This is a genomic window from Flavobacterium muglaense (assembly GCF_014305155.1).
Lineage (GTDB): Bacteria > Bacteroidota > Bacteroidia > Flavobacteriales > Flavobacteriaceae > Flavobacterium > Flavobacterium muglaense.
Genome location: NZ_JACRUK010000022.1, coordinates 31883 through 56032 on the forward strand (window position 1 = coordinate 31883; position 24150 = coordinate 56032).

At 33.9% G+C, this 24150-nt stretch carries 18 protein-coding genes; 10 read left to right on the top strand and 8 right to left on the bottom strand.

Annotated elements, in window-relative coordinates; all coding sequences use genetic code 11:
• Positions 1–72: 72 nt before the first annotated feature.
• Positions 73–2523, bottom strand: coding sequence for an endopeptidase La (lon, locus tag H8R24_RS10320; RefSeq protein ID WP_187018694.1), 2451 nt, complete (start codon positions 2521–2523; stop codon positions 73–75).
• Between the two features lie 299 nt (positions 2524–2822).
• Between lon and H8R24_RS10325 the strand changes: the two genes are divergently transcribed.
• Genes H8R24_RS10325 through H8R24_RS10340 form a run of 4 tightly spaced genes read left to right on the top strand, consistent with a single transcriptional unit; the run spans position 2823 to position 5705 of the window.
• The gene (locus tag H8R24_RS10325; RefSeq protein WP_187018696.1) at positions 2823–3377 is read left to right on the top strand and encodes an RNA polymerase sigma factor; all 555 of its coding nucleotides are present in this window, start codon (positions 2823–2825) and stop codon (positions 3375–3377) included.
• Positions 3374–3910 (top strand): anti-sigma factor, encoded by a 537-nt coding sequence (locus H8R24_RS10330; RefSeq protein WP_187018698.1) that lies wholly within the window; start codon positions 3374–3376, stop codon positions 3908–3910. The genes H8R24_RS10325 and H8R24_RS10330 overlap by 4 nt, the downstream gene beginning before the upstream one ends.
• Positions 3894–4958 (top strand): hypothetical protein, encoded by a 1065-nt coding sequence (locus tag H8R24_RS10335; RefSeq protein ID WP_187018700.1) that lies wholly within the window; start codon positions 3894–3896, stop codon positions 4956–4958. The genes H8R24_RS10330 and H8R24_RS10335 overlap by 17 nt, the downstream gene beginning before the upstream one ends.
• An 18-nt stretch (positions 4959–4976) precedes the next feature.
• Positions 4977–5705, top strand: a complete 729-nt coding sequence (locus H8R24_RS10340) for a head GIN domain-containing protein (protein WP_187018702.1) — start codon at positions 4977–4979, stop codon at positions 5703–5705.
• 59 nt (positions 5706–5764) lie between these two features.
• Here H8R24_RS10340 and H8R24_RS10345 read toward each other — a convergent pair whose 3' ends face one another.
• The 6 genes from H8R24_RS10345 to H8R24_RS10370 form a co-directional block, all read right to left on the bottom strand.
• The gene (locus tag H8R24_RS10345; RefSeq protein ID WP_187018704.1) at positions 5765–7075 is read right to left on the bottom strand and encodes an MFS transporter; all 1311 of its coding nucleotides are present in this window, start codon (positions 7073–7075) and stop codon (positions 5765–5767) included.
• A gap of 134 nt (positions 7076–7209) precedes the next feature.
• A complete protein-coding gene (locus H8R24_RS10350; protein WP_187018705.1) occupies positions 7210–8028 on the bottom strand; it encodes a M48 family metallopeptidase in 819 nt (272 codons plus the stop codon).
• A 91-nt stretch (positions 8029–8119) separates the two neighbouring features.
• Complete coding sequence (locus H8R24_RS10355) at positions 8120–10519, bottom strand: glycoside hydrolase family 31 protein (protein ID WP_187018707.1); 2400 nt, start codon at positions 10517–10519, stop codon at positions 8120–8122.
• Positions 10520–10688: 169 nt separating this feature from the next.
• Entirely contained in the window at positions 10689–12596 is a 1908-nt protein-coding gene (glgB, locus tag H8R24_RS10360; RefSeq protein WP_187018709.1) for a 1,4-alpha-glucan branching protein GlgB, read from the bottom strand.
• A gap of 67 nt (positions 12597–12663) precedes the next feature.
• The gene (locus H8R24_RS10365; protein ID WP_187018711.1) at positions 12664–13944 is read right to left on the bottom strand and encodes a glucose-1-phosphate adenylyltransferase; all 1281 of its coding nucleotides are present in this window, start codon (positions 13942–13944) and stop codon (positions 12664–12666) included.
• Complete coding sequence (locus H8R24_RS10370; RefSeq protein WP_187018713.1) at positions 13941–15362, bottom strand: glycogen synthase; 1422 nt, start codon at positions 15360–15362, stop codon at positions 13941–13943. Before H8R24_RS10370 ends, H8R24_RS10365 begins: the two co-directional genes overlap by 4 nt.
• Before the next feature lie 187 nt (positions 15363–15549).
• Between H8R24_RS10370 and H8R24_RS10375 the strand changes: the two genes are divergently transcribed.
• The 3 genes from H8R24_RS10375 (at position 15550) to H8R24_RS10385 (ending at position 19743) form a co-directional block, all read left to right on the top strand.
• A complete protein-coding gene (locus H8R24_RS10375) occupies positions 15550–16419 on the top strand; it encodes an alpha/beta fold hydrolase (RefSeq protein WP_187018715.1) in 870 nt (289 codons plus the stop codon).
• Positions 16420–16433: 14 nt separating this feature from the next.
• Positions 16434–16823: a peptide-methionine (R)-S-oxide reductase MsrB gene (msrB, locus tag H8R24_RS10380; RefSeq protein WP_187018717.1), complete on the top strand. Its 390-nt coding sequence runs from the start codon at positions 16434–16436 to the stop codon at positions 16821–16823.
• A gap of 181 nt (positions 16824–17004) precedes the next feature.
• Positions 17005–19743, top strand: a complete 2739-nt coding sequence (locus H8R24_RS10385; protein ID WP_187018719.1) for an AsmA family protein — start codon at positions 17005–17007, stop codon at positions 19741–19743.
• Between the two features lie 238 nt (positions 19744–19981).
• Here H8R24_RS10385 and H8R24_RS10390 read toward each other — a convergent pair whose 3' ends face one another.
• Positions 19982–20932, bottom strand: a complete 951-nt coding sequence (locus H8R24_RS10390) for an NAD(P)H-dependent flavin oxidoreductase (RefSeq protein WP_187018720.1) — start codon at positions 20930–20932, stop codon at positions 19982–19984.
• A gap of 164 nt (positions 20933–21096) precedes the next feature.
• On the opposite strand from H8R24_RS10390, the gene H8R24_RS10395 reads away from it, so the two are divergent.
• From H8R24_RS10395 to H8R24_RS10405, 3 genes are read left to right on the top strand one after another with little or no spacing between them, the layout of a single operon-like run.
• A complete protein-coding gene (locus tag H8R24_RS10395; protein WP_187018722.1) occupies positions 21097–21711 on the top strand; it encodes a hypothetical protein in 615 nt (204 codons plus the stop codon).
• A 1-nt stretch (position 21712) separates the two neighbouring features.
• Positions 21713–22006 carry a winged helix-turn-helix domain-containing protein gene (locus H8R24_RS10400; RefSeq protein WP_187018724.1) on the top strand — a complete coding sequence of 98 codons (294 nt, stop codon included), beginning with the start codon at positions 21713–21715 and terminating at the stop codon, positions 22004–22006.
• Positions 22007–22062: 56 nt separating this feature from the next.
• The gene (locus H8R24_RS10405) at positions 22063–23445 is read left to right on the top strand and encodes a DUF4153 domain-containing protein (RefSeq protein ID WP_187018726.1); all 1383 of its coding nucleotides are present in this window, start codon (positions 22063–22065) and stop codon (positions 23443–23445) included.
• The last annotated feature ends 705 nt before the right edge of the window (positions 23446–24150 follow it).

The window sequence follows — 24150 nt, forward strand, 5'->3', positions numbered from 1 at the left end:
AAAATTCCAAAACCAACACTTATTGTTCTATAAGTACTGATTTTGGAATTTGTTTTTTATTCGAAATAAATATTACAAGACTTTAGCGTTTTTTACTTTTTGGTCTGTAATGGCTATTTTTAAAACTTCACTCATTTCTTTTACAAAATGAAAGTTCATACCGTCAATGTATTCTGGTTTAATCTCGTCAATGTCACTTTTATTTTCATGACATAGAATAATCTCCTTGATACCAGCACGTTTTGCAGCCAATATTTTCTCTTTGATACCGCCTACTGGCAATACTTTTCCTCTCAGGGTAATCTCACCAGTCATAGCAAGGTTTTTCTTGACTCTTTTTTGTGTAAACAAAGAAACCAATGACGTTAGCATTGCAATTCCAGCACTTGGTCCATCTTTTGGGGTAGCGCCTTCCGGCACGTGCAAGTGAATGTTATTTTTAGTCAAAATTTCTGGATTCAATCCCATTTGCTCAGCGTTAGCCTTGATATATTCTAATGCAATCGTTGCCGATTCCTTCATTACTGTTCCTAGATTTCCTGTAATGGTCATCGTTCCTTTTCCTGGAGAAATAAGTGATTCGATAAATAAGATATCGCCCCCAACGCTTGTCCAAGCTAAGCCCGTCACTACACCAGCAACATCATTACTTTCGTATTTATCACGTTCTAAACGGGCAACACCTAGGATTTTTATAATATCCTCATCGGTTACTTTTTTATTGTATTCTTCTTCCATAGCAACCGATTTGGCTGCATTTCGAATCACTTGAGCAATTTTAGCTTCTAGTCCACGCACTCCAGACTCACGAGTATATCCTTCAACTATTTTCTCTAGCTGTTTTTTACCAATCGTTAAATCCTTAGTAGTCAATCCGTGCTCTTTTAACTGTCTTGGAAATAAATGTTGGCGTGCAATTTCGATTTTCTCTTCAATGGTATAACCTGACATTTTAATAATCTCCATCCGGTCTCTCAACGCAGGCTGGATGGCCCCCATATTATTAGAAGTTGCAATAAACATCACCTTTGATAAGTCATAACCCATTTCTAAGAAATTGTCATAAAAAGCACTGTTTTGTTCTGGATCTAATACTTCCAGCAAAGCCGATGAAGGATCTCCTTGATTGCTGCTTGATAATTTATCAATCTCATCTAATACAAATACTGGATTTGAAGTACCCGCTTTTTTCAAGCTCTGAATAATCCTTCCTGGCATTGCACCTATATATGTTTTTCTATGTCCTCTTATTTCTGCTTCATCACGCAATCCACCTAGCGAGATACGAACGTACTCTCTACCCAAAGCTTCTGCAACAGAGCGCCCTATGGAAGTCTTACCAACTCCAGGAGGTCCTGTTAAACAAATGATTGGCGATTTCATATCATTTCGTAATTTTAAAACAGCAAGGTGTTCAATCATACGTTTTTTAACATCTTCTAGGCCACAATGATCTCTATCTAAGATTTTTTGTGCACGCTTTAAATCAAAGTTGTCTTTTGAGAACTCTCCCCAAGGCAACTCTAAAAACAACTCTAAATAATTTCTTTGAATACCAAAGTCAGGCGCTTGCGGATTCATACGACGCATTTTTGACAATTCTTTATCAAAATGTTTTTGCGTTTTTTCATCCCACTTTTTCGTCTTCGACTTTTGTAGCATCTCGTCCATTTCCTCTTCTTGCGAAACCCCTCCCAATTCTTCTTGAATGGTTTTCATCTGTTGATGAAGAAAATATTCTTTTTGTTGCTGATCTAAATCAAAACGCACTTTAGACTGAATGTCATTTTTAAGTTCTAATTTTTGCAATTCCAAATTCATGTAACGCAAGGTCTCCAACGCTCTATCTTTCAAACTGTTTAAAGCCAGCAAATCTTGCTTTTCTTTAACAGTCAAATTCATATTTGAAGTTACAAAATTGATCAAGAAAGATTGACTTTCTATGTTTTTTATTGCAAAGGTAGCCTCAGTTGGAATATTTGGACTTTCTTTGATAATTTCGATAGCAAGCTCTTTAACCGACTCTAAAATGGCTAAAAATTCTGTGTCCTTTTTATCAGGTCTATTTTCCGTGAAGTCCTTAATTGTTGCTGTAATATAAGGATCTTCGGCAATAACGGTATCAATTTCAAAACGCTTTTTACCTTGTAAGATCACAGTAGTCGTCCCATCAGGCATTTTTAAAACACGTAAAATACGTGCTACAGTCCCTATGGTATGAATATCGTTTTTAGTAGGGTCTTCGTCCTCCTCATTTATCTGGGCAACAACTCCAATTGTTTTACCCGACGCATTAGCATCATCAATTAATTTAATTGATTTGTCACGTCCTGCAGTAATAGGAATGACAACACCAGGAAACAAAACCATATTACGTAAAGGTAAAATTGGTAATGATTCTGGAAGCTCTTCATTGATCATTTCTTCCTCGTCTTCCGGTGTCAATAATGGAATTAATTCCGCTTCTGAGTCGAATTCCTGAAGTGACAGATTGTCAATTGTTAGTATTTTATGGTTTGACATAGTATTATTTAAGTCTTTTTGTCATTAAAAATTTCATGGTAGTAACAAATATAAGCTAAGCTTTATATAAAATAAGATATATATCTGTAATATTTATTAGTTCTAAGGAAGGTACAATCACTATGCCATTTTAATTGAATTGCGTTTAAACATAAGCAGTCGTACGCTATGTAAAAGTCAAAACAATCCTTTTGATAAATGAAATAATATTTATTTTTTGCTTTGCTATTTAATTTATTTTTATAAAACTGTAACAACTTTAAAATAAAGCAGTCTTTATAATAAACCAAACGCTCTATTTGAAATTAACTGCATTACATATTGATGAGCTTATCCTTCTTTGCAAAAAGAAAGATCAAAAAGCACAATTCGAAATTTATAATCGCTATTGCAAGGCGATGTATAATGTGGCGTTTCGTATTGTAAAAGACCAACATTATGCCGAAGATGTCATGCAAGAAGGCTTCTTGAAAGCTTTTACAAAAATAGATTCCTATAAAAACGAAGTTGCCTTTGGTGCTTGGTTAAAAAGAATAATTGTGAATTATAGCATTGATTTCTACAAACAGCAAAACAAGTATTTTCAAGAAGATCTCAATACGACGCTTCAAAAAACCGAATACACAAACGAACAACACATCGAATACATTGATTTTAACGATCTAAAAGTCCAACAAATACTCAGCACAATACAAAGTTTAAAAGAAAATTATCGAATGGTTTTAACGCTTTTTTACATCGAAGGCTATGACTATGATGAAATAAGCGATATCCTTAACATCAGCTACTCCAACTGCCGCACCACACTGTCTAGAGCCAAAGATAACTTACGATCAAAATTGATGAAACTATGAAAAATGAAAATGAAAAATTAGATCAAATGTTTAAAAACCATTCTAATGAGTGGGATATAGAACGTTTACCATCCAATCATGAGAAACGATTTCAAAAAAAATTAGGACAAACAACCACTAGAAAAAAATTATATTACTCGTTTGCCATAGCGGCTTCTATAGTACTAATTCTAGGCTTCGCCCTTTTCTATCAAACGGAAAGCAAGCCTCAGGATTTTCAATTTGCATCGAAAGAAACCAAGCAAACCGATTCTATTTTCACAGTCTTAATAGCCAAACAACTCAATGAACTAGAGGAAAAAAAATCACCTAAAAATCAAATCATTATTCGAGATGCTTTAAAACAGATGAAGGAATTAGATAATGATTACAATAAAATTATAGTCGAACTGCAAAAAAATGGAGAAAACAAAATCATTATCAATGCTTTAATAAGCAATTTACAAACTAGAATTTCATTTCTTCAAACTGTTTTACAACATATTGACGCCAATGAAAAACTAACAAGCCTACAAGATGAAAAAACATTATAAATACCTCGTTTTACTGCTGCTACTGCCTTATTCCATGTTTTCAAATGAGGACAAATTTGCGCATTCGAAACAAAAAAATATTAAAATCACCTACTTGGTAAATCCCGATGCCAGTTTAGCAATAACAAACTCTTACGGAAGCATTACTGTAATGACTTGGGACGAAGACAAAGTAGATCTTGATGTGACCATCAAAGCAAGTAGTAACAATGAAAATTGGGTCAATCAACGCATTAGTGACATTAATATTGACATCAACGCTTTGAAAAGCATTGTAAGCGCCACAACGGTTATAGGAAGTTCTAGCTCCACTAATAGTAGTTCTAGTAGTAACTTTGAAATTAATTATATTATAAAAATACCCAAAAACAGTAACAACGTAACTTTAAATAATAAATACGGTAATATTTACACCTCTGAACTATCATCAAGCACAAACTTTTTTTGTAAATATGGAATGTTGACATTAGGAAAATTGAATAGCGCCAAAAACAGTATTACCATGGAATACTGTGATAATTCTACGATTAGTTTTTTAAACATGGCTGTGATTACTGCCAAATATTCGAACATAACTATAGGCCAACTTTCAAAACTAGACTTAATATCAGAATATACAGATATTGACATTCAAGAAGGAAAAGAAGTGAAATACAGCAGTAAATACGGATCAATTGACATTGATAACATCCAAGATCTTGATGGTTTGGGAAACTATTTAAAAGTGAAAATTGGGAATTTGAATGGGAACTTGAACCTCAACACAAAATACAGTGATATTGTAATTAATAATGCTAGTATTAAAACCAATAAAATTGACATTGTGTCCAGTTACACTAATACTAGAATTTTATATGATGAGAATTTGGCTTTCAACTTTGACTTTTATCTAAAATATGCCAACCTGAAGTACGGAACCGATTTTAATTTTATCAATAAAGAAGAAACAAATACGGCTAAAAAATACATGGGCTATTACAAGAAGAAAGCAGCAACCTTAATCAAAATAAGCTCTGATTTTGGGAACATAACAGTAATTAAAAAATAACCTTAAAGAAAACCACAGATGAAAAAACTATTCAAATCAGTATTGTGCCTCAGTTTATTCGTAACCACATTTGCAAATGCACAATGGAGCTCTAAAAACACCATAAAGGGCAACGGAAAAATAATCACAGAAAAACGATCTACAACCGATTATGATGAAATAAAAATTGCAGGATTTTTTGACATTGAGTTAATTGCAGGAAAAGAAGGCAACATTACGCTGCTAGGAGAAGAAAACATTGTACCGAAAATAAAAACAGAAGTAGAAAATGGCGTTTTAAAAATTTATACCGAAAAAAATATAAGTTTGACAACCAAAAAGAAATTGATAATCACTATTCCGTTTGAAAGCTTAAATGCTGTTACACTTGCTGGTTCAGGAGATGTGACTTCTAAGGCTATTATAAAAACGGAGGATTTCTCAGTAAAACTGGCAGGATCAGGAGACCTAAATCTAATTGTTGAAGCAGCTAATGTAGATGCTCAACTAAGCGGTTCAGGAGATTTAAACCTCAGCGGAAAAGCGACAAACTTAAAAGCTAACGTTGCAGGTTCTGGAGCTATAGCAGCAGCAGCGCTTATTACTCAAAACGCAGAAGCTAATATTTCTGGGTCTGGTGCTATCACCCTATATTGCACTGCTGCATTAAAAGCGAGAGTTTCAGGCTCTGGTGATGTATTTTATAAAGGAGATCCAAAAACAAAAGATACAAAAGTAAGTGGTTCTGGAGCAATTTCTAATAAATAGTACAACCTCAACGTAAAAAAAAACTGCTTTAAGTAATTCTTAAAACAGTTTTTTTTTGATTATTTGTTCGGTTCTTGCGGCTCTTTTATAAAACTCAAAACAATAAAACCGAGCAGAAAAAAAATAGCAAGGATAAAAAAAGAGTTTCGCATCGAGTCGGTTATTGCTCCCACAAATCCAAAGATAAAAGTTCCCAAAACAATTGCTCCCTTCTCTGTTACATCAAAAAAGCTAAAATAAGTAGCATGATCTTCAGTATCCGGCAAAAGCTTTGAATAGGTAGATCGAGATAACGATTGGATTGCTCCTAAAACCATACCGATGGTTGCGCCAAGTCCATAGAACTGAAGATCAATATTTTCATTTTTGGCATCTAGCAAATAAGCCGCAACACAAATTCCGCCCCAAATTAAGATGGTGATTTTTAATGTTTTTATGTTCCCAATCTTTTCTGAAATTCTTGAAAAAACAAAGGCTCCAAAAATAGCGACCAAATTGATAATTAGTATAATGATAATTAATTTACTGGTATCAATACCCAATTCCTTTTTACCATAGAGCCCTGCCAATAGAATTACTGTTTGCACCCCTATGCTATAGAGAAAAAACGCTGTTAAAAACTGCTTTAAAGCTACTAATTTCTTTAAACTATACAGTACGTTTCTTAATTCCTTAATTCCTTTAAAAATAAAATCTTTCTCTGGTTTTTTATGATAAACATTATTGGGTAAAAAATAGAAAGTGATCTGAGCAAAGCCCATCCACCAAACTCCAACCGCTAGAAACGACAATCGTGCTGGTAAAGAAGGATCTGTAATGCCAAACCATTCTGGCTTCATTACCATAGTTAAACTAAAACCCAGCAAAACTAGAGAACCAAGATATCCGCACATAAATCCTTTAGCGCTTACTCTATCATGTTGTTCTGGGTACGCAATCTCTGGCAAATAGGAATTATAAAAAACAATACTCCCCCAGAAACCAATACTTGCCAAAACAGTTCCGAGGATACCTATCCAGAGTGTATCTTGACCGGTAAAAAAAAACAAACTGATCACCGCTACCGATCCCAAATAACAAAAAAACTTAAGAAACTTCTTTTTATTACCTGTATAATCTGCGATTCCGGATAAAATTGGTGATAATAATGCAACGATCAAAAACGAAAAAGACAAGGAATACGATAAAAGCGTAGTATTATTAAAATCGGTTCCTAGAAAATGAACTTTGCCATTGTTGCCATTGGTCACAGACTCATAATAGATAGGAAACACAGCAGTTGCAATAACCAAACTATAAACTGAATTTGCCCAATCATAAAAAGCCCAGGCATTAATTAATTTTTCGTCTCCTTTTTGTAGCGATTTCATACTCTGATTTTTATCCGAATTTATCTGTTATTATTGGTAGAAAGATACAATTATAATCTAGAAAACCACATCATCTACCGAACAAAAAAAAAGCCAACTCAGATGAATTGGCCTTTTAATACTATTATTATTTTTTATTTAAATACAACTCCAAACTTTGCAGCTGTTGCTTTTGCTTCTGGAATCATTGCTTTCAAGTTGGCAATTCTAGTCGCATCTGAAGGGTGCGTACTCATAAATTCTGGTTGAGCTGCTCCGCCTGAATTAGCTGACATTCTTGTCCAAAATGAAATTGCTTCCTCAGGATTGTATCCAGCAATAGCCATTAATGTTAATCCAATTTGATCAGCCTCTGTTTCATGACTTCTACTAAAAGGAAGCATTCCTCCTACTTGAGTTGTAACTCCGTAAGCTTGTTGCCATAATTGCTGACTTTCGGCGCTTTTACCACCTGTGGCTACAGCAACTCCCATCGCTCCGTAACTTTGTAGCTGCGCAGCACTCATACGTTGTGCACCATGATTGGCTAATGCATGAGAAACTTCGTGCCCCATAACAGTTGCTAAACCGGCATCATTTTTAGTAATAGGTAATATTCCTGAATAAACAACAATTTTACCACCTGGCATACACCAAGCATTTACATCTGGGCTCTCTACTAGTTTATATTCCCATTTGTAATCGTTCAAATATTCTGTTTGGCCTAAAGATGCCAAGTATTTTTCTGCTGCAGCTTTAATCTTCATCCCTACAGATTCTACTTTTTTAGCATCTGTTGTCCCAGCAATTACTTTATTTTCACTTAAAAAAGTACCATATTGTTGAAATGAAGATGGAAACAATTCACTATTAGATACAAAATTTAATGTTTTTTTACCTGTTAAAGGGTTCGTAGCACAAGAAAATAACAAACCTACTATTCCTAAACCTACAATTATTGAATGCTTTTTCATATTTCTTTTTTTATTAGTTAACAAAAATACAATTTAACTCAGTTTTTTACTTATAAAATTAAAAACAATTGTATTCCTTTTTTCACTTTTATTATTCTCCCACTAAATGCAAGATATTAAACTCTTTGTTTACAACAAGATAACTGTTTTTTTCTAAGGCAGCACTATCGAATGTAATTTTTTCATTGTCAATCTCAATAGTTGTCACTTTAAAAGGCAATCCTATGAGGTTAATTTTATACTTCGAATAAGCGGTATCGTACTTTCCTTCTTTGTGCAATTGCACATTGAGTTCCTTTGTTTTACCTGTTAGTCTAAAAGTCAAAAAACTATACCTTCCTTTTTTATAATCGTATCCGTCTTGCGCATCCTCATAGACTACTGACTTTTCTTTACCCTCTTTGTAATACAAGTCTAATGTTAACTCATCAAACTCTAATTCGCCTACATATTGCTGAACAGGATATTTAGGAATAATAGCGCCCGCTTTAACAAAAACTGGAATTTCGTCATAATGTGTATCGACCCACATTTCCTTACCTCCTTTTACCCTACTATTGGTCCAGTAATTATACCATTCTCCTTTTGGGACATACATTCTTCTTCCTAAAGCATTAGGTTCTAAAATAGGGCAAACCAGAATTTGATTTCCAAAAACAAATTCGTCATTGCGATAATGTGTTTGAATATCGGCTTGATCAAAGTATACTAAAGGTTTTAGCATAGGAATACCTTCTTCAATATACTGATAAAAAATTGTGTATAAATACGGTAGTAATTGGTACCGTAGATTAACAAATTTTCTAGTAATATCAATCACTTCTTCATCAAAAGCCCAAGGTTCCTGATCACCGTGATCACCAGAAGAATGTGTTCGACAAAAAGGATGAAAAACTCCTAATTGAATCCAGCGTGCATAAAGTTCTCCTGTAGGTTGCTCTGCAAATCCACCAATATCCGAGCCTGTAAATCCCATACCCGAAATAGACATGCGTTGCACCTGAATATTAGCAATCCATAAATGTTCCCAACTCGCTACATTGTCCCCAGTCCACGAAGATGTATAGCGTTGTGCGCCCGCATAAGCCGACCGTGTAATAACAAAAGGCCTTTTGGGATAGGCAAATCTTTTAACACCATGATAAGTAGCTCTCGCCATTTGTGTACCGTAGATATTATGCGCCTTTCTATGACTACAAGGATTACCATCATAATCATGACGCACATCGTTGGGAAAGGTCTTATTAGGAACTTCCATTACTGCAGGTTCGTTCATATCATTCCAAACACCTTTAACCCCTATATCAGCAACAAGTTCTTTAAACAATCCTGCCCACCATTCGCGTACTTCTGGATTGGTATAATCCGGGAAATTACATTCGCCTGGCCAGACTTTACCTTTCATGTAAGGGCCATCGGCTCTTTTGCAAAAATAATCTTTCTCTAGTGCTTCTTTATAAATTGAATATTCCTTGTCAACTTTAATCCCTGGGTCAATAATCACAACCGTCTTAAAACCGTCTTGGCCTAATTCGGCCACCATTCGTTTTGGATCAGGAAAATATTCTTTATTCCAAGTAAAACAACGAAAACCATCCATGTAATCGATGTCAAGGTAGATCGCATCACAAGGGATTTTTAACGCTCTAAACTTAGCTGTAACTTCCTTTACGTTATGTTCTGGAAAATAGCTCCACTTGCATTGGTGGTATCCTAAAGCCCATAAAGGTGGTAACTCTGGTTTTCCTGTTAAATCAGTATATGTGGCTACGACATCCTGCATTTGAGGACCATAGAAAAAATAATAATTCATCTCTCCTCCTTCGGCCCAAAAACTAGTTACATTGCGCCTTTCGTGACAAAAATCAAAAAAAGTTCTAAACGTATTATCAAAGAAAATACCGTATGCTTGCTTGTTTTGTAATCCTATGTAAAAAGGAACAACTTTATATAAGGGTTCTTGGTCTTTTTGATACGCATATTGATCTGTTGCAAAATTCTCTAAACGTTTTCCTTTCAAATTCATTTGGGTTGCTTTGTCTCCCAATCCGTAGAAGCATTCGCCGTCTTTAGACGATTTGCTCATCTTGACAATATTTCCTCCAAATTCAAAACTCTCTTCCCAATGAAAACCAAGTTCATCCTCTAACAAAACATTTCCTGCTAAGTCGTAAATAGACTTTCTCATGTCTGCCTTTTGAATGACGCATTTAATTTTACTTGTTACTATTTGATAATAATCGGCTTCTTCTGTAATTGACAAAAAGTTGTAACCATGCAACTGCGTTTTATCAATTGCATACGAGAAATCATTACTAAAGTATCCTTTTGTAGTAAATCGAAAACGAATTAAGCTGTCGCGTAAAACGGTTACTTTAAGAATAACGTTATTATCTGTATTGAAATAAACCGAATCGCCTTCTAGTGTATAAGAAACTATATTGGAAGGGTAAAGATCCCCTTTGTATTCTAATGCTGTATTGGTAATCATGGAAATATGGTATTTTAAAAAATGAATTCTAGCTTTCAAAATTACAAAAAAACGCTATTAACCACTTAAAATAAGCCTTTTATTAGCAAAAACGTTTGTATACAAACAAAAAAGTTGCAAAATCTCCCCTGTGAAGAGAAATTTTGCAACAAATTTAAAAAATCTTTATTTATGAAATCTTAAAGACATTGACACTCAAAGGCGCCAAAAGCAATTCGATTGAATAATCTCTACCATCGTAAGGTGATGACTCAATAGCTAACTTACCTGTGTTACCTACACCGCTACCAGCGTAAATAGTTGCATCACTATTAAAAATTTCTTTTAACTTTCCTTTTTTCGGTAAGCCAATGCGGTAATTCGGGCGCACCACTTGAGTAAAATTACAAACTATAATCAAATCATCTTTTGGTTTGTTTCCTTTTCGAATAAAAGAAAAAACAGCATTTTGATGATCCGAGTAATTGATCCATTCGAATCCCTCGGGACTAAATTGTTTTTCATATAAGGCAGGTTCTGATTTGTACAGTGCATTCAAATCTGTTATTAACTTCTTTACTCCTTCATGAAAAGGAAATTGTAATAAATGCCAATCTAAGCTACTCTCAAAATTCCATTCTCCACTTTGACCAAATTCACTTCCCATGAACAGCAATTTAGTTCCAGGATGTGTAAACATATAACCATATAGTAATCGTAAGTTTGCAAACTTTTGCCACTCATCACCGGGCATTCTACCAGCAATTGACTTTTTACCATACACCACTTCGTCATGCGAAAGAGGCAACATAAAGTTTTCTGAAAAGGTATACGTCATTGAGAAAGTCAATTCGTTTTGATGGTACTTACGGTATACCGTATCTTTTTGAAAATACTCTAAAGTGTCATGCATCCATCCCATCATCCATTTCATCCCAAAGCCTAACCCCCCTACAGAGGTAGGTCTTGAAACCATTGGAAAAGAAGTGCTTTCTTCGGCGATGGTTTGAACGCCTTCATAATTGAGATATACCGCTTCATTGAATTCCTTCAAGAAACTTATGGTGTCGAGATTTTCTCTACCGCCATATATATTTGGCTCCCATTCTCCATCTTTCCTAGAATAATCCAAGTATAACATCGATGCTACTGCATCTACACGTAAACCATCGGCATGATAATGTTGCAACCAAAATAAGGCATTACTGATCAAGAAGGAACGAACTTCGTTACGACCATAATTAAAGACTAGACTTTTCCAATCTGGATGATACCCTTTCCTACGGTCTGGATGTTCGAAAAGATTAGATCCATCAAAAAATCCTAATCCATGTGCATCATCCGGAAAATGTGAAGGTACCCAGTCTAGAATAACCCCTATTCCTGCTTGATGCAGCTTATCCACAAGCATCATGAATTCTTGCGGGTTACCAAAACGGGAAGTTGGAGCAAAATACCCTACTAATTGATAGCCCCATGAAGGATCATACGGATACTCCATAATAGGCATAAATTCTACGTGCGTAAATCCTGTTTCTTTTACGTAAGCGACAAGATCCTCGGCAAATTCTAGATAAGTTAAAAAACGATTTTCTTCTCCATGACGTTTCCACGAGCCCAGATGGACTTCATAAACCGAATACGGTTTGTCTAGTCCATTATGATCTTGACGCGATTTCATCCATTTACTATCACTCCATTTATGATCTAAGTCCCAAACAATAGATGCTGTGTTGGGTGGTTGCTCACAATAAAAAGCAAACGGATCTGCTTTCTCAGTAACAATACCATCATTATTAGATTGAATTTTATATTTATAGGTTGCTCCTTTTTCGATAAGCGGAATAAATCCTTCCCATATACCCGAGGAATCCCAACGCACTTGCAATAAATGCTCGCCTTGTGTCCAATAGTTAAAATCCCCTACTACTGATACAGAATGTGCTGTGGGTGCCCAAACAGCAAAGTACACGCCTTTCACGCCATCTATCTCGATTAAATGCGCCCCTAGCTTTTCATACAATCGATAATGCTTTCCAGCTTTGAATAAGTCAATATCAAAATCAGTAAAAAGAGAATGTGTAATAACTTTACTCATATGGTATTTTTATAATTCTAAAGGTATAACCAGTAGAATAATTAGTTTAATAAAAACAGTTTAATCCTTAATTAATCTTGTAATTATCCGGTATTACTGACCCTTTTTTAATAACAACAATTCCTTCTCTAATAGAATACAAATCATTAGAAAAATCTTCTAAATGCTTTCCTCCATTGATATAAACATCATTCCCGATGCGGCAATTTTTGTCAACCAAAGCATTGTTAATAAAACATCTTTCACCTATACCCATCAGGATCTTACTATTGGCTTTATCTTCTTCCATTACATCAATACTTTGATAAAAGTCATTACCCATAATATAAGAGTTTTGAACAATTGTATCGTCTCCAATACGAGATCGAATCCCCACAACCGACTTTTTAATCTCCTTTGCACTAATAATACACCCCTCAGAAATTAATGATTTCTCAATAAGCGTATTATTAAATTTTGAAGGCGGTAAAAGTCTTGGACGTGTATAGATTTTATTGTCATTGTCAAACAAGTTAAACTTAGGCACATCATCAGTTAAACCAATATTAGCCTCAAAGAATGAATCAATATTACCAATATCAGTCCAATATCCTTCATACTGATAACTTAATATTTTTTTCTTTCCTACAGCTTGCGGAATGATTTCTTTTCCAAAGTCTTTTGTATCTGGATTAGACATTAATTCAACTAAAAGTTTTCTGTTAAAAATGTAAATTCCCATTGATGCAAGGTATTTTTTACCCTCACTTTTCATTTGGTCACTTACATTAGACTCCCAATCCGGAAGTAATGAGGCATCTGGTTTCTCAATAAATGATTCAATACAACTTTCGCTGTTGGTTTTTAGTATTCCAAACTCAGGTGCATCTTTAGCATTTACAGGTAAAGTAGCTATGGTAATATCGGCACCGTTTTTCACATGCTCTTCAATCATTTCGTTGAAATCCATTTGATACAGTTGATCTCCAGATAGAATCAAAGCGTAGTCAAAATCGTGATTTAAAAAATGAGGCATGCATTGTCTTACCGCATCCGCAGTTCCTTGAAACCAAGTTGGATTATCCGGAGTTTGCTCAGCAGCTAGAATATCAACAAAGGCTTGACTAAAAACACTAAATGTGTAGGTGTTTTTAATATGGGCATTCAAAGAAGCTGAATTAAATTGCGTCAGTACAAACATTCTATAAATATCCGAATTCATACAATTTGAAATTGGAATATCTACCAGTCTATATTTCCCTCCTATTGGCACAGCAGGTTTAGACCTTGTCTCTGTCAACGGGTATAATCTTGAACCTTGACCTCCTCCTAGAATAATTGCAATAACATTTTTCTTTTTAGCCTTCATTTTTTATCTATTATTAAATTATACATGTCTATATATTCTTGGCAAACTCTTTCCCAAGAATGGTCAGTTTCCATTCCTTTTTTTATTATTTTATTTAAATGCGTTTTGTCTTTGTACAGTTTCACAGCTCTACCTATAGAATAACAAATGTCTCCAACCGAAGATTGATCATGACAAATACCATTTCCGTCATCTCCAAAATCAATTACAGTATCTTTCAATCCACCGGTTCTTCTTACAATAGGAATTGTACCATAACGCAAGGAATACATTTGATTTAAACCACAAGGCTCTACTCTGGAAGGCATCATTAAGAAATCGGCACCTGCATATATTAAATGCGCCAATTCTTCATTATACCCTATAAAAGTATTGTAGTTTCCTTTGTAATCTGGCAACAAACTATTTAGTCTGTCTTCTATATCAGAGTTTCCAGAACCTAGAATTAAAATATTAATTTCTTTAAAATTTTCAGATAAAGCCAAGGCTGAAGCATGAGGCAATAGATCGCCCCCTTTCTCGTCTAGCAGTCTACCTATAAAGCTAAATAATGGTTTACTAGGATCTAAATTAAAAAGTGTACACAGTATTTCTTTATTTTGTTGTTTCCCCTTTTCAAAATTTTTGATCGAATATTTCTTTTCTAACATTTTGTCTTTGGCTGGATCCCAAACCTCAGTATCAATCCCGTTCAAAATACCTTTTGACTTATATCGCACTAAGTTAAACAATGACTCCAGTCCATTAGCCGAAGCGTTAATTTCGTTCAAATAGCTAGGCGATACCGTTGTTACTGCCCAAGCACATTTAATCCCTACTGCCAATGAATTGATGCAATGATCCCACTCTAAAACATTTACATGAGCCAAATCGAATTCGGGAAAGTAACTCAATTTATCAAAACCAAATTGTCCTTGATACAATCCATTGTGAATGGTGATCATCGAAGGAGTTTTTTGCAACTTTTGATATTTAGAACAATACAACATCATAAAAGGAATTAAACCCGTATGATGGTCATGGCAATTGATCACATCGGGAACTGTTGCTCTACCAATAATCCAATCTAAAGCCGCTATTTGAAAAGATAGAAAACGCTCTATGTCATCTTCATAACCATAAACGTCTTTTCGGTCAAAAAGCTCGGCTATTTCAATCAGATACAATTCAAAACCTAACTTATCGGTGGTTTCTTTCAAAACACTAAACGGAAAATCAAATTTCCCTAGCTTTATACTGCCCCAATGCACACATTCAAATTCGTTCTCTTTTCTAAACTTTGTATCATAACAAGGAACAACAACTCTTGTATGATGACCAGCATTATTTTGATATTTTGGTAATGCACCTACAACATCTGCAAGTCCACCTACTTTGGCTACAGGATAACATTCTGCGCTAATATGAAATATTTCCATCTACTAATTTTTCGGTTCTTTGGTTTATAAATATTCAGTCCAGCAGCTCTAAATTTTACTTTGGTCAAAACAATAGCAAGCTAATGTTAATTAATACGCTAAAAATTTATTTATTATACTACTTTTATGTTTTTCTAAATTTACTAAAAAATAAACAAAATAAAAGCCCTACTCAAAAATTATTATAATGACAAAAAAAGCAGCTAATAGCAAACAAACATTAGAAATTCCTAAGGTTATCATGCTAAGTGGTAAGTTTATCTCTTTTATTTCGCCTAAATGGGCTACGCTATACACAGCAAAATTATTTACAACACCTATAAAACATAAAACTCCGAAGCGAGAACTAGCTATGGACGCTAGCAGTCGCCAAAATAAAATAATGATTCCTGAAATAAAAAAAGAAGTTGTGGTCTACGAATATGGTAATAGTCCTAAAAAAGTCTTGCTAGTTCATGGCTGGTCTGGTAGAGGTACGCAACTCTTTAAAATAGCCGATGAACTAGTTAATGCTGGATATTCAACCGTAAGTTTTGACGCTCCAGCACATGGGAAATCTCCTGGAAACAATAGTATCATGGTCGACTTTATAGCTTCAATCCATGAAATTAACAAACTATACGGTCCATTTGAAGCTGCCATCGGTCATTCTCTAGGTGGAATGTCAGTTTTGAATGCTGTAAAACAAGGATTAAAAGTTAAAAACATCTCTATTATAGGTAGCGGTGACATCGTACAAGATATTATAGACGACTTTATTTCCAAATTAAAACTACCTGCACACTATGCTGATTCGCTTCGAGAGCATTTCGAATTAAAATACGGAGCAAAAATGAGTGATTACTCGGCCTTTAAAGCGGCAGAACAAATTAAGCTTCCTGTATTAGTGGTTCATGACAATCAAGATTTTGAAGTACCCGTAAAAGCAGGACTACACATCCACAAACATTTAAGCAATGGCGAACTGATGCTTACTGAAAGACTAGGGCATCGCAAAATATTGGGTGATGCAAATGTTATAGAAAAAGTCATTAACTTTACGATAGCGAATAATTAAAAATTAAATACATTATGGAATACCCTTTAAATAAAACCGAAGAACAATGGAAAGAGGAATTAGGGGAAGAAAGATACCGTATATTACGTCAAAAAGGTACTGAACGTCCACACACAGGAACCTATAATTTACATTACGAGAAAGGTACCTACTGCTGTGGTGCTTGTAACGAACCTTTGTTTGAATCTAACGCTAAGTTTGATGCGCATTGCGGATGGCCCTCTTTTGACGACTCAATTCCTGGCAAAGTAAAAAACGTATTAGACAAGTCACATGGAATGATTCGTACTGAAATTGTTTGTGCTAATTGTGGTAGTCATCTAGGTCATGTTTTCAACGATGGTCCTACAGAAACCGGACAACGTTACTGCGTGAATTCTCTTTCTGTAGATTTTACCGAATAGTTTCTAGACATAGTAATACAATCGGGATTTAATTTTAAAAAGCCTAAAATTAAATCCCGATTTTTTATGCCTTTTTTTTATTCGAAAAAAACAACCAAAACAGCTAGATAATTAAAAAAATAAAGAGCCAGTTTTTGATTACATTTGCACTTTTTTATAAAAATAATTTCCAATACAAAACATGGCATCTCCATCTTCAACTAAAACTAAGTCGGTTGTTATTAAAACGCTAAAAATCATAGGCATCACCATAGTAAGTATCCTTGCATTGATGTTTCTAGCTCCATTTATTTTTGCCGATAAAATAGAATCCGAAATCAAGAAAGAAGCCAATAAAAAGCTAAACGGTGAATTGAATTATGCTGAAGCAAAAGTTTCGTTTTTTCATCACTTTCCTTCCTTAACGATTTCCCTGACTAAATTCAAGCTTAACGGAGCAGCTCCTTACCAGCAAGAAGCATTCATCACCGCTGATGAGGTCTCTTTTGGAATTAACGTTTCTAGCCTCGTTTTTAGTAGCGCCATCAATATTGACCAAATTTACTTGAACAATTCTAAAATCAACGTAAAAGTAAACAAAGACGGACAAGCAAATTACAACGTTTACATCGCACCAAAAGAAGAAGCAACTCCTGAAAAATCCGAGACTGCTTTGAAACTAGAAAAGATTGAGGTAAAAAACAGCCAAATTATTTATGACGATTTATCAACCAAAATCCATTTTGACGCCATAGGTTTTAATTACAACGGAAACGGAGATTTAAGCAAAGATGTTTTTGATCTTTATTCGAAAGCCAAAATTGACAAACTGAATATCATTTATGATAATGAACCCTACTTAATGAATAAAAAAGTAGATGCTGATTTGATTACAAAGGTCAATGTGAACTCGTTGTCGTTTATTTTTCAGCAAAACGATCTAAAAATTAATAAGCTACCTGTGGATTTCAAAGGGAAATTTGATTTCTTAAAAGATGGTTACAATTTAGATTTTGTTATAAAATCAAACAACAGCAATTTACAAGATTTATTTACGGCTTTCCCTCCAAAGTATGTTACTTGGTTGAGCAAAACGGAACTTAAAGGAAAAACAGATTTACTGCTTACCCTAAAAGGAAAATACATTGCTGCACAAAATATTGCACCTAATTTAAAATTAGATTTCAAAATAAAAGACGGTTACATCAATTATAATAAAAGTCAGTTTCCAGTTTCAAACCTAAATTTAGAGCTGTCCACACAATTGCCATCTCTTAATCCGGATCTTTTAATTGTTGATGCAAAACAACTGGATTTAAACATTAATACTCAATACCTAAAAAGTAAATTTTACGTAAAAGGGGTTAAAAACCCTGATATTGACGCCACATTTGACACCAAAATAGATTTAGAAAAACTAAACCGTGCTATAGGTATTCCAGATATACTATTAAAAGGAATGCTAACTGCTAAAGGAAATACCAAAGGAAAATTTGATGCCGAAAATCATGTTTTTCCTGTAACGGCAGCTAATCTAAACTTGCAAAACGGTTTTATCAAAACAAAATATTACCCTAACCCTATTACAAACATTACCATTGTTTCGCAAATCACTAATAGCAAAGGAACCTTCAATGATTTAAAAGTGACCTTGCAACCTACGCAATTTACCTTTGAGGGCAAGCCGGTTCATGTAACTGCTGATTTGTATAATTTTGATGACCTAACCTATGATATCACTGCCAAAGGTGTGCTTGACATTAGCAAAATATACAAAGTATTTTCTCAACAAGGACTTGAAATTAATGGTTCAATAAAAGCCGACTTAGCATTAAAAGGAAAACAAAGTGACGCCGAAAAAGGAAATTACAGCAAGCTCAACAACAAAGGAACTTTAGAATTGAGAAACATACAGCTCGTATCTCAATATTTACCAAAAGCTTTTTTAATCAAAGAAGGAATTTTCAAAATCAATCAAGACAAAATGAGTTTCAATCATTTTCTGGCAGCTTATGGCCAGTCTGATTTTAAAATGAATGGCTATTTGCAAAACGTTTTCAATTTCTTAACCGCCAAAAATGGTGTTTTAAGAGGCGCTTTTACCATGAACTCAAAATACATCAATGCTGATGAATTTATATCTAATCAAACCACTGAAACAGAACAAAATAATACTGCTGCTCCAGAAACGGGCGTGATACTTATTCCATCCAATTTTGATTTGCATTTTCAAGCCAATGCTCAAAAAGTGAATTTTAATGATCTCACTCTAAACAACGCCAAGGGACAACTCAAACTGAAAAATGGAACCTTAAGAATGACAAATACTGGTTTCAACTTAATAGGTTGTGACGTGGCTATGAATGCCGTTTATAAAGGAATTACACCTCAAAACGCCCAGTTTGAATACGACATTAAAGTAACCGAATTTGACATTAAACGCGCCTACAAAGAGATCAAAATTTTTAGAGAAATGGCAAGTGCTGCCGAAAAAGCACAAGGAATAATCTCTCTAGATTACAAACTAAAAGGAAGATTAAACAGTAAAATGGAGCCCGTATATCCATCGCTTTCTGGAAACGGAATCGTATCCGTAAAAGACATTAAGCTGTATGGTATGAAAATGTTTAATGCAGTAAGTAAAAAAACCAGTCATTCCGCTATTAAAAACCCTGAACTATCAAAGGTTGACATCAAAACATCCATCAAAAATAACATTATAACAATTGAACGCTTCAAGTTTAAATTTGCCGGTTTCCGCCCTAGAATTGAAGGAGAAACCAGCCTTGATGGCAAACTCAACATCAAGATGCGTCTGGGGTTACCGCCGCTAGGTATCATCGGAGTTCCTTTAATTATTACGGGAAACAAAGACAATCCAAAAATTAAAATCGGTAGAAAATCCGATGAGTTAGAAGAAACGCAAGATACAATCAAATAACAGTTAGATATCATTTATATTGCTAATTAGGGCATGACCTTCCTGAAAAAGTCAGGTCGCGCTATACGTTGCAAGTCCGCGCACTTCCTACGTCAGGCTGTGGGCTTTTCACTGCTATCGCTCATGCAATCTAGTGCACATGAGTAATAATTTTTACAAGATTTAAAATACATTACAAACAAAAAAGCTATTACATCACACGATATAATAGCTTTTTTTATGAAAAAGAAAATTGTATTTACATACAAATCTTGTCTACAATTTTAGTAATTGAAGTTATTTCTGTGGTATTCTCAATAGTAGGTCCTGCAACCCAAACCGTTTTATAAGTCACTTCAGTAGCTGCTTTAGTTACTGCGTTTGACCCAATCATATAGCGAATCATTTTGACCCACTTTTTTAATGTTTTATTCTTATTCAAAGTACGTTCAATCCAAGATTGCTTCGTTCCTACTTTTTGAACATAAGGTGTATTGATCACCGTACAAGGTGTGCCTGAAATTTTCTCAGTCAATACAATATCTATAGATCCATAATCTACACAAGCTTGTTTGTATTCCTGTGAGACACCAGATTCAAACGATGCTATAAACGGACTACCAACGGATACTCCTACTGCTCCATAAGCCATCATTTTATCAAGATCAGCCTTAGTACTCACCCCTCCAGCAGAGATAACAGGTAAAGTAGTTTTTTCGTTTAACTCTTTTATCAATTCTGCTGCCGAAAGGTTTCCGCGGTGTCCTCCTGCTTCATTATTAACTGCAATCAAAGCATCGGCACCTAAACTTTCTACTTTTTTGGCAAAAGACAAATCAGTCACATCACAAAAAACTTTTACTCCCGCTTTATGCGCTTGATTAATTGTTTCCTCAGGCGAGCCTAATGATGTAATGATGAAGTCTACTTTTTCTTCACACAAAACCGCTAATTGATCTTTGTACTTAATGTTTGATTTGTTAACAATCAAGTTGTAGCCAAAACTTCCACCAGGGACTTTAGCCGCTTTCAATTCTTGAATCGAAGCTCGCAGTTCCTCTAATGTTCTATAATTTAAGGCTGGAATACAACCCGCAACACCTGCTTTCATTCCTTCAATAACCATTTTAGTATTTGAAACAAGAAACATAGGAGCCATAATCAAAGGATGTTTGATCTGTAATAGAGCAGTAAGTGTAGGTTTTGTCATTTTTTTGGTGTATTATAAAGTAACAAATATATACAAATTTACTATGCATGCCTACTAAATTTGTAGTTAAGCGCTTTAAAAGGTATTGAGAGTGCAATATTTTTTACTTTTTTCTTTTATTATTCGAAATTAATAATAACTTTGCAATTCAAAGTACTTTAATTATGACTGATAAACATCAAGAAGATTTAATGCATATCCGTTCCATGATGGAACGTTCTTCCCGTTTTATATCTCTAAGTGGTCTCTCTGGTGTGTTTGCAGGATTATCTGCATTAGCTGGCGGAACTTACGTATACATTCGATTAAAAAATTTAGGAGTAGATTATCTCACTTCTGAAAATGCGTACTATGAAAAAGAGTTGGTTTTAGAATTCTTTTTAGTTGCCTTAGCTGTTTTATTCTTTGCAATCACTTTCGGAATCTATTTCACGTTTCAAAAAAGCAAAAAAAACAACCACCCTATTTGGACATCAACTACTAAAAATTTATTAATCAACTTAACAATCCCATTGTTTGTAGGTTTTGTCTTTTGTCTTTCCTTATTAATGCATCACTTGTTTGTATTTATAGCACCTGCAACATTACTTTTTTACGGTTTAGCATTGATCAACGCTGAGAAATATACTTTTTCAGATATTAAATACCTTGGTTACCTAGAGCTTTTATTAGGAATGGCTTCTCTATTTTTCCTAGGTAAAGGATTGTTGTTCTGGATTATAGGGTTTGGAGTATTACATATATTGTATGGCATCATCTTATTCAAAAAATACAAATAAGATGAGCATCATAGACAAACTAAATAAAGATTTTGAAAGCAGAGTAAGACTAGGTATAATGTCTATTCTGTTAGTAAACGACTGGGTAGATTTTACCGAGATGAAGTCTTTATTAGCCGTAACTGATGGTAATTTAGCAAGCCATTCGGCTGGGCTTGAAAAAATGAATTACATAGAAGTAAAAAAAGAATTTGTAGGCAAAAAACCTAAAACATCCTATCGTGTGACCAATACAGGTCGTGTTGCATTCAAAGAACATCTGGACTTTCTTGAAAAATTAATCAAATCAAAATAACACTATTTTTTTAACTTTACACTTTGAAAAACAAAGTGCTTTTAAATAATTAAATCATGAAAAAACACCAATTAATTCTAACTACTACTGCCCTATTCACATTCTTATTCTATAATGAAGATATGGGGACAAACGTTTTCTTTTTTGCACTAGCATTACTATTTTTTACAGTTAAGCAAACCAACCAAAAAACCAAACTTTTTAAGTGGTTTATTGGTACAACAATACTATCAGCTATGTCCTTCGCTTGGTACGGTGATATAGCTTCTTTCTTTGCATTAGCATTTTCATTGATTTTTTTACAATTTCAAAGCATTGATCCGCAATTAAAATTAATTCAATCTATTGGAGTTGTAGCTATCAACATGGTAACATCAGTAGGTAGACCATTTATTACCAGCCAATGGGTACCTAAAACCAAAATTGACAATGATGGTATAAAGAAAATTATTGCTTATATACTTATTCCTTCAATTTTTATAGTACTTTTTTTCGTAGCCTATTCATTTGGTAGCGATACCTTCTCTTCTTTATTTCAATACGAGTTAGATGTAAACGTATGGCAAATTACTTTAATAGCGGCATTAGGCTTTTACATCACTTTTAGTTACTGGAATTATTTTACGCCCAACTATTGCCAAGGATTAAACAACAAATTAGCCAACGATTTTTCGGCAGAAACCCACGAACAACACAAGCCGACATTTTCATTTTTAGATAAAAACTTCGAGCGTAAAAGTGGCGAAATCTCTCTTATACTTTTAAACTTTATGCTCGTAATATTCATCGGAACCTATAATTACGAACAGTTCTTTAAAGCCACCGATGTAGCAAACTTAAGCGCAGACACCCATGATCGTGTCAATGCAGTAATTATATCAATTATAATGGCTGTAGCTGTAATTCTGTTTTACTTTAAAGGAGCCTTCAACTTTGATAAAAACGCTAAAGTTTTAAAAGTACTAGCAAAAATTTGGATAAGTTTAAACGCAATACTCATCATTAGTTCTGCTATAAAAAATTCAGAGTATATTTTGCAATTTGGGATGACTTACAAACGCTTGGGTGTTTATGCTTTCCTTGGCCTTGCCTTTATAGGGTTAATCATGACGTTAATCAAAATTCAACATAAAAAAACAAACGCTTTTCTATTCAATCAAATGTTCTTGTATGTCTACGGTTTGTTATTAGTTTGTGCCATATTTAATTGGGGAAACTTGATCACAACTTACAATATAAGTGTGAATAAAGGTGTAGATCCCTATTTTATATGTCATCTTAATTTTAATGATGAAGCTAGAAGAATTTATTTTAAAGAAAATAAATTAAATGCAAAATATAGCGAAGAAAATAAAGAAAGTAACATTAGTCGAAATCAAAATACAAGCTTCCTATCAAAGAATTTATATTACTCATCTATCGATAAATTAAAACAGTAATTGATAAAAACAAAGAGTCCGAAATAAATTTCGGACTCTTCTTTACTAAACCAAAGTAAATATAATATAAAAAACTAAACGATTAAATTTATGATAGAATTGGGGCAAATTCTTGTATACTAATTCGTTTCTTAAATTCTTTAGTAAACTTAGTAAAAATTAGATTAAAACAGCAAAATAATCGATTAAATACATATAATTATAAAAATAATAAGTTTTAACTTACTATAAATAAAATTACACCAACGTGATATCCCACTACTAAAATGAAATACACTAGAGCAAAACTCTCTTATTATTAAAAAGGAAACCAACTTATTATAGGGTCACAAGAGTAAAAATAATTAGCAGCGACTACTCTAGATACTGAAAAGCTGATTTTTTACAAATATCAAAAATGGTCCCAACTAGCTAATTAAAACTTTACTTTTAACTAATTTAAAAGCATATAATAAGTGCTATCCTGACACTACATAACTTTGAGAAAGCAAACAAATTGATTTTTTGTGTACTTGTATTCTAAGGGCTAATAAATGGACTAAACTCCAGAAAGTTCTTTTTATTTAGAAAAGCATTAGTATTTTTAATAATGTAGAATCCAATGGTACTACCCTTATGATCTCTTTTTAATAATTAGAGGTGTAAAGTTATGTACTTATTTTAATTATTTGTAATCCAATGTGTTTATGCTTCATCATCTTAATA